General features: G+C 60.6%; 5 protein-coding genes, 1 tRNA gene and 2 rRNA genes (1 of these 8 running past the window's edge). 4 read left to right on the top strand and 4 right to left on the bottom strand.

Annotated elements, in window-relative coordinates; genetic code table 11:
• Nucleotides 1-326: 326 nt before the first annotated feature.
• Genes AB6802_RS29725 through AB6802_RS29715 form a run of 3 tightly spaced genes read left to right on the top strand, consistent with a single transcriptional unit; the run spans nt 327 to nt 3,175 of the window.
• A complete protein-coding gene (locus AB6802_RS29725) occupies nt 327-1,682 on the top strand; it encodes a glutamine synthetase family protein (RefSeq protein WP_371013777.1) in 1,356 nt (451 codons plus the stop codon).
• A 57-nt stretch (nt 1,683-1,739) separates the two neighbouring features.
• Nucleotides 1,740-2,168: a GFA family protein gene (locus AB6802_RS29720; RefSeq protein ID WP_371013776.1), complete on the top strand. Its 429-nt coding sequence runs from the start codon at nt 1,740-1,742 to the stop codon at nt 2,166-2,168.
• Nucleotides 2,162-3,175 (top strand): ATP-dependent DNA ligase, encoded by a 1,014-nt coding sequence (locus tag AB6802_RS29715; RefSeq protein WP_371013775.1) that lies wholly within the window; start codon nt 2,162-2,164, stop codon nt 3,173-3,175. The genes AB6802_RS29720 and AB6802_RS29715 overlap by 7 nt, the downstream gene beginning before the upstream one ends.
• A 37-nt stretch (nt 3,176-3,212) precedes the next feature.
• Here the strand turns inward: AB6802_RS29715 and AB6802_RS29710 are convergent, their stop codons facing one another.
• Nucleotides 3,213-4,424, bottom strand: a complete 1,212-nt coding sequence (locus AB6802_RS29710) for an NAD(P)/FAD-dependent oxidoreductase (RefSeq protein ID WP_371013774.1) — start codon at nt 4,422-4,424, stop codon at nt 3,213-3,215.
• A gap of 160 nt (nt 4,425-4,584) precedes the next feature.
• Between AB6802_RS29710 and AB6802_RS29705 the strand changes: the two genes are divergently transcribed.
• Nucleotides 4,585-4,860 (top strand): hypothetical protein, encoded by a 276-nt coding sequence (locus tag AB6802_RS29705; RefSeq protein ID WP_371013773.1) that lies wholly within the window; start codon nt 4,585-4,587, stop codon nt 4,858-4,860.
• Between the two features lie 98 nt (nt 4,861-4,958).
• Here AB6802_RS29705 and AB6802_RS29700 read toward each other — a convergent pair.
• The 3 genes from AB6802_RS29700 to AB6802_RS29690 form a co-directional block, all read right to left on the bottom strand.
• Nucleotides 4,959-5,035 (bottom strand) — tRNA-Met (locus AB6802_RS29700).
• 248 nt (nt 5,036-5,283) lie between these two features.
• Nucleotides 5,284-5,398, bottom strand: a 5S ribosomal RNA gene (rrf, locus tag AB6802_RS29695).
• Between the two features lie 274 nt (nt 5,399-5,672).
• Nucleotides 5,673-6,984, bottom strand: a 23S ribosomal RNA gene (locus tag AB6802_RS29690) (it continues 1,500 nt past the right edge of the window).

The following is a 6,984-nucleotide window of genomic DNA, read 5'->3' as shown; positions in this document are numbered from 1 at the left end:
AATCATCAATGCCTCCAAAACGAGGCTTGAATCATTCAAAAGCTCTCAGGGGAATCCTGATTCTCAACAGGCCCTAGGCAGACGAAGGTGTCCGGCTGCAAGCGGCCGCCGAATTCGGCTTGGCTTTCACAGGTCTTATGGCTATGTTGCGATCGCAGATCGCAGACTATGGACCCGAAATGCCGCCCGATATCCCAGCTAGTGACTTGAAAAAATGAAGATAAAGCCAACCGGCATCAGCCGAGATGGCCTTCATGAACTCATAAGCTGTAAATTGGATATCGTAGCCGACAGGCTACAGCACCTCGAGAAAACAGGGGCGGAAATTGAGCGATGCAATCACGGACGTTTTGAACTGGCTTGAAAGCAGGAACGACATTCACAGCCTGCGCGCCGCGGTGTGCGACCTCAACGGCATCATGCGCGGCAAGCGAATTCCGGTCGAGCAGGCACGCAAGGCGCTCGAAGGCAAGCTGCGCATGCCCTATTCGGCGATCGGCCTCGACATCTGGGGCGAGGATATCGAAGGCAATGCACAGGTCTTCTCGACCGGCGACGCCGATGGCCTTTGCCACTGGACCGGACGCGGCATCCTGCCGGTCGACTGGACGGCGCATCCGACGGCACTTTTACCGATGTGGCTGGCGGACGATGCAGGCGCGCCCTATCTCGGCGACCCGCGCCGTGCGCTGGCGCGCATCCTCGATCGCTACGCTGCGCTCGGGCTGACGCCGGTCACCGCCACCGAGCTCGAATTCTATCTGGTCGACCCGACAGCGCATCGACCGGTCGGGCCCGTCTCGCCGATCACCGGCAGGCGTCTCGATTCCGACGCCGCCCTTTCGATCGACGAGATCGACGATTTCGAAGCCTTTATTCACGACGTCTACGAGGCCTGCCGCATGCAGGGCATCCCGGTCGACACCGCGATCGCCGAGAACGGCGTCGGCCAGTTCGAGATCAACCTCAACCACGTGCCCGACGCCTTGCGCGCGGCGGACGATGCCGTCCTGTTCAAGCGCACCGTCAAGGGCATAGCGCGCAAGCACGGCTTTGCCGCCTGCTTCATGGCCAAGCCTTACGGCGAGCGCGCCGGCAACGGTTTTCACGTCCATTTCAGCGTCCTCGACAAGGTCGGCCGCAACATTTTCGACGACGGCTCGGACCAGGGCTCGGACACAATGCGCCACGCGGTTGGCGGCCTGCTTGCCGCCATGGCCGAGAGCACGCTTGTGTTCGCACCGCATTTCAATTCCTACCGCCGGCTGCGCCCGCGCTCCTACGCGCCGACCGCGGTTGCCTGGGGCTACGAGAACCGCATGGTGGCGATCCGTATTCCAGGCGGCCCTTCGGCCGCGCGGCGCATCGAGCACCGCGTCTCCGGCGCCGATGCCAACCCCTATCTGGTGCTGGCGGCAATCCTGGGCGCGGCATTGATCGGCATTGAGCGCGAGCTGTCGCCTGGCGAGCCGACCGGTGGCGAAGGACAGGGCCTGCCGCTGGCCAAGCTGCCGCCGGACTGGGCCTCGGCGATCGCCGCCTTCGAAACCGGACCGCGCGTCGCCGAGATTTTCCCGGCCGTGCTGCGCGATGCCTTCATCGCCTGCAAGCGCCAGGAACTGAACACGTTCGCGCTGAATGTCAGCGACTTCGAGATCGAGACTTATCTGGAAAGCGTTTAGACCTCCGCATTTCCATAGCTCGCCGAAACCGAATTTGCGCTTCGGCGTTCTAGGCTCATGGAATATCCAGAAGCTGGTGCCAATGATGCCATCGTGCGTTTCGGCGGATGCCTGTGCGGCAGCATCCGCTATCGTGTGACCGGGAAGCCGCGCGTTCACTATTGCCATTGCGATATGTGTCGGCGCGCCACCGGCAGCGCCTTTGCCGTGCTCGCCTGGGTGCCGACGGCAAGCCTGTCGTGGCTCAAGCATCAACCCGCCAGTCGCCGTTCCTCACCCATTGCCCAAAGAGGCTTTTGCCCGGCCTGCGGTTCTTCGCTTACCCTCTCTTACGACGCCCAACACCAGGAGATCGCGCTGCATGCCGGGACCTTCGACACGCCGGCGGAGCTCGAGCCGCAATACAATTATGGATCCGCGCAGCGGCTGGGTTGGGTTTGCTGTGGCATCGACCTGCCGGACCACGATACGGAAGAGCGATGGTAGCGGTACGGGACCACGGTTTCCCGCTGCCCTTGGACACGCCGCCAATGGAGGCACGCACGGCGGAGGCCTTGCCGCGCAATGACGGCCCATGGCAGTACGAGCCGAAATGGGATGGTTTTCGCTGCCTTGCCTTCAAAGGCGATCGGACCGTCGATCTCAGGGCGAAATCCGGCAAGCCGCTCGGCCGCTTTTTTCCCGAGCTGACTGCCCTGCTGAACGAGCTCAAAGCGCAGGACTTCGTTGTCGACGGTGAAATCGTGATCGAGATTGAGGATCGCGCCTCCTTCAACGCGCTGCAGATGCGGCTTCATCCAGCCGAGAGCCGCATCCGCAAGTTGAGCGTGGAAACGCCGGCCCAGTTGGTCCTGTTCGACATTCTCGCGGCCCCCGGCGGGGAGATCCTGCTGGCGCTACCCTTGTCCGAACGGCGCGCATTGTTGGAGGATTTCGTTGCCAGGTCCAACAATGCCGCACTGCGGCTGTCGCCGCGCACAACGGCGCTGACGCGTGCCAGACTGTGGCTGGAAGGCGCCGGCCATGGCTCGACGGATGGTGTGGTTGCAAAGCTGCTCGACGAACCCTACCGGGCGGGCGAGCGGGCGATGGTGAAGGTCAAGCGGTTGCGCACGGCCGATTGCGTGGTCGGCGGCTTTCGTTATCTCAACGGCACGCGACAGGTCGGTTCGCTGTTGCTTGGGCTCTACAACGACCAGGGCCTGCTCGATCACGTCGGCTTCACCTCGACCATCGACAATGACGAGCGCGCCGCGCTTACGGACAAGTTGGAAAAGCTGCGCGGTACTCCGGGCTTCACCGGCAAGGCGCCGGGCGGACCGAGCCGCTGGAGCACGCAGCGCAGCAGTGAGTGGAAGCCGTTGCTGCCGGAACTGGTCGTCGAAGTCCGCTTCGACCATGTTACCGGTGATCGCTTTCGGCACGGCACCAAGCTCTTGCGCTGGCGGCCGGACAAGGCGCCTCGACAATGCACCTTCGAGCAGATCGAGTAGGGCTGCGGTTCCCGGATCAAGAAACGCGGATTGACCATCACGCCTTGAAGTCGAACAGTGCCGCATCCGCGTCTTGCGCGCCGGCTATCGCGGCAGAAACGATCTCGGAGGCGATTTGCGAGAAGGTGATGCCGTTGCCGCCATAGCCCATCACCGCATGAACGCGCGGATGACCGGGCACACTGCCGATGATCGGCAGCCCGGTGCCGGTGGCCCCGAATGAGCCGCTCCAGGCAAAATACGCCGTCGTGTCGAGTTGCGGGAAAATTCGCTTGAGTTTCTCCTCCAGGCGCCTTGTCTTCTTCGCCGTCAACGCATCGCGCAATTGCTCGTCGGTGAAATCCTCATCCTCGCCGCCGCAGATCACCCGTCCATCCGAGGTTGCGCGCATGTAGAGATAGGGGTCGGACGCCTCCCACACCATCGCCGCGCGGGACCAGATTTTGCCGGGCTGCGGGCGGGTGGCGATTGCCCATGTCGAGATAATGCGATGGCTGACCGCGGGAATAACACCGAGCAGCTCGTATCCTGTCGCCAGTACCAGGCGTTTTGCCATGATTGTCGGCCCGTTGCCGGTCGCGACGGTCACGCCCTGGCGGTTGTCCTCCACCTTTGTCGCCTCTACCGGCGCATAAAAACGCGCCTTGCGTTTCAGCGCCGCGTTGAGCAGCCCGGAGGTCAGCTTGCGCGGGTCGAGCGCCAGATTGTCGTGGCTGAGAATGGCTGCGGCGCGGTCTATGCCGAACTCGGACTGCAACATCCCGCGCGACAGAAAAGACGAGGCGATTCCTGCCTCCCGCCTGGCTCCCGCCTCCTTGCGCAATGCGGCGGGATCGAGCGTCGTGCCGGCCAGGTAAAGTGATGGAACGCTTGTCATCCGGCACTTTATGCCCAGTTCATCGATACGTCCGCGCAGATTGAACAGCGCCAGGCGTGAGCGGCGCCAGGCTTGCCGCGCGGCATCGCCGCCGATGATCCTGGACAGCTTGGTCAGCGGCTGGTCGATTTCGAACTGGACCAGTGCAGTGGTGGCCGCAGTCGAGCCTTTCAGCGGCCCGCGTCTGTCGATGCAGACGATGGTATGGCCGTCGCGGGTCAGCGCTTCGGCCATCATCGCGCCGCTGATCCCCATGCCGACGATCAGGACATCGGCCTTCACATCCCGAGTGAGCCGTTCCACGGGCACCAAAGGTGAGCGATAGGCAGACCAGACTGGCGTGCCGCTTCTAAGATCGAGCTTGCGAGGCATGCGAACTCCCGGTTGCGCACTATAAGCCGCGACAGAGCCAGCCGTTCCCTTGGCAGGGAGATTGGTGCGTGAGGCCGCTCACGATTACCAGCAGGCGCCGGGAACAATTGGTCCTGCGATCGGTTGCTGAATGGAAGAAGCCGCATAAGGAGGACCCCGAATGGACCCGCGCGATAGACAACGATCCGACGACGAGAGCGAAGCGCCGATGATCGAGCAACAGGATTGGGATGCGTTCGAGGGCGACAAGGCCCTTCCGGACAGCCCGACAACCGAGGAAGGCGCGCCGGACCTGCGGGAGACTGAGGGCGCCCTGCCCGAGGAAGATGACGACAATCCCTATCAGGACAGTGACGAGGCGCTGCCCGATGACGAGGAAGAACGCGCGCTGAAGCGCGATCCATCCAGGGAAGGAAGTCGTTTCGACGAGGTCTGACGCTTCACCTCATTGCGGATGTGGGTCGTAATCAACGGTCCACGTCCCAAACGCAAAACGGCCCGCTGGCGAAGAGCCTGGCGGGCCGTTTTTGGATTTGGTTGCGGGGACAGGATTTGAACCTGTGACCTTCAGGTTATGAGCCTGACGAGCTACCGGGCTGCTCCACCCCGCGTCAACCACGAGCAAGCGTTTGCTTGCGACCACGAGCAAGCGTTTGCTTGCGACTGGATGTAAGCGCTGGCCTACGAGTAGGATGGCTTACAGATAGGTAGATGGCTCACCAAATGAAAGGGCCGCTTTCGCGGCCCGAGGTCCCTTGGCGGGCCTTGATCGTAGAGAGAAGATTTCATCACATCGACCCAAAAATCGGCTTCGATTTTTGGAAGTTACGATGTGACACATAAAACGTGCGTTTAGCAGACCTGGCAGCGACCTACTCTCCCGCGTCTTGAGACGAAGTACCATCAGCGCTGGAGCGTTTCACGGCCGAGTTCGGAATGGGATCGGGTGCAGCCGCTCCGCCATAACCACCAGGTCGGCAAAACGCACGTTGTTCGAGAAGCTTTTGAGCGAATAGCCAATAGTGAGTAGCGAATAGGGATCCCTATTTGCTGTTTTCTCTGAGCTGTTCGCTGGTCTTGTTGTGCCTTTACCGTTCTTGGTCTTGGCGCCTTTCGAAGCGAAGCTTCGCAAGGTCGACCGACCGTCGGCGCTGATGCGCCGCACCCACGTAGCGCCGCCCGCAGGGCGGAACAAGCGTGAGTGAGAACAGACCATTTGACTTCGTCAAATGGATATTAGGAATGAGAACGATCAAGCCGATCGAACTATTAGTACCGGTAAGCTTCAAGCGTTGCCGCTCTTCCACACCCGGCCTATCAACGTGGTCGTCTTCCACGGTTCTCAGGGAATACTCGTTTTAAGGTGGGTTTCCCGCTTAGATGCCTTCAGCGGTTATCCCGTCCGGATATAGCTACCCTGCAATGCGGCTGGCGCCACAACAGGTCCACCAGAGATCCGTCCATCCCGGTCCTCTCGTACTAGGGACAGATCCTTTCAATATTCCTACACCCACGGCAGATAGGGACCGAACTGTCTCACGACGTTCTGAACCCAACTCACGTACCGCTTTAAATGGCGAACAGCCATACCCTTGGGACCTGCTCCAGCCCCAGGATGCGATGAGTCGACATCGAGGTGCCAAACAACCCCGTCGATATGGACTCTTGGGGGTCATCAGCCTGTTATCCCCGGCGTACCTTTTATCCGTTGAGCGATGGCCCTTCCACGCGGGACCACCGGATCACTATGACCGACTTTCGTCTCTGCTCGACTTGTCAGTCTCGCAGTCAGGCAGGCTTATGCCATTGCACTCAGCGAACGATTTCCGACCGTTCTGAGCCCACCATCGCGCGCCTCCGTTACTCTTTAGGAGGCGACCGCCCCAGTCAAACTACCCACCATACATTGTCCCGGACCCGGATAACGGGCCGCGGTTAGACATCCATAGTAATAAGGGTGGTATTTCAAGGGTGGCTCCACCTGAGCTAGCGCCCAGGCTTCAAAGCCTACCACCTATCCTACACATGCCACTACGAATGCCAATGTAAAGCTATAGTAAAGGTGCACGGGGTCTTTCCGTCTAACCGCAGGAACCCCGCATCTTCACGGGGAATTCAATTTCACTGAGTCTATGCTGGAGACAGCGGGGAAGTCGTTACGCCATTCGTGCAGGTCGGAACTTACCCGACAAGGAATTTCGCTACCTTAGGACCGTTATAGTTACGGCCGCCGTTTACTGGGGCTTCGATTCAGAGCTTGCACCCCTCCTCTTAACCTTCCAGCACCGGGCAGGCGTCAGACCCTATACGTCGCCTTGCGGCTTCGCAGAGCCCTGTGTTTTTGATAAACAGTCGCTACCCCCTGGTCTGTGCCACCCTCCTCTACTTGCGTAGAAAAGGGTCACGCTTCTTCCGAAGTTACGCGTGCAATTTGCCGAGTTCCTTCAGCATAGTTCTCTCAAGCGCCTTGGTATACTCTACCTGACCACCAGTGTCGGTTTCGGGTACGGTCTATAAGGAGGAGCTATTTCCTGGAACCGCTCCGCTGCCCGTTCAATCC

The organism is Mesorhizobium sp. RCC_202, assembly GCF_041355295.1.
Taxonomy (GTDB): Bacteria; Pseudomonadota; Alphaproteobacteria; order Rhizobiales; family Rhizobiaceae; genus Mesorhizobium.
The sequence above is the reverse complement of the archived record's forward strand: the minus strand, read 5'-3'. Positions and strand labels throughout refer to the sequence as shown.

Coding starts and splice junctions, on each gene's coding strand:
- AB6802_RS29720 (WP_371013776.1), top strand. CDS start 1,740: ATGGAATATCCAGAAGCTGGTGCCAATGATGCCATCGTGCGTTTCGGC.
- AB6802_RS29715 (WP_371013775.1), top strand. CDS start 2,162: ATGGTAGCGGTACGGGACCACGGTTTCCCGCTGCCCTTGGACACGCCG.
- AB6802_RS29710 (WP_371013774.1), bottom strand. CDS start 4,424: ATGCCTCGCAAGCTCGATCTTAGAAGCGGCACGCCAGTCTGGTCTGCC.
- AB6802_RS29705 (WP_371013773.1), top strand. CDS start 4,585: ATGGACCCGCGCGATAGACAACGATCCGACGACGAGAGCGAAGCGCCG.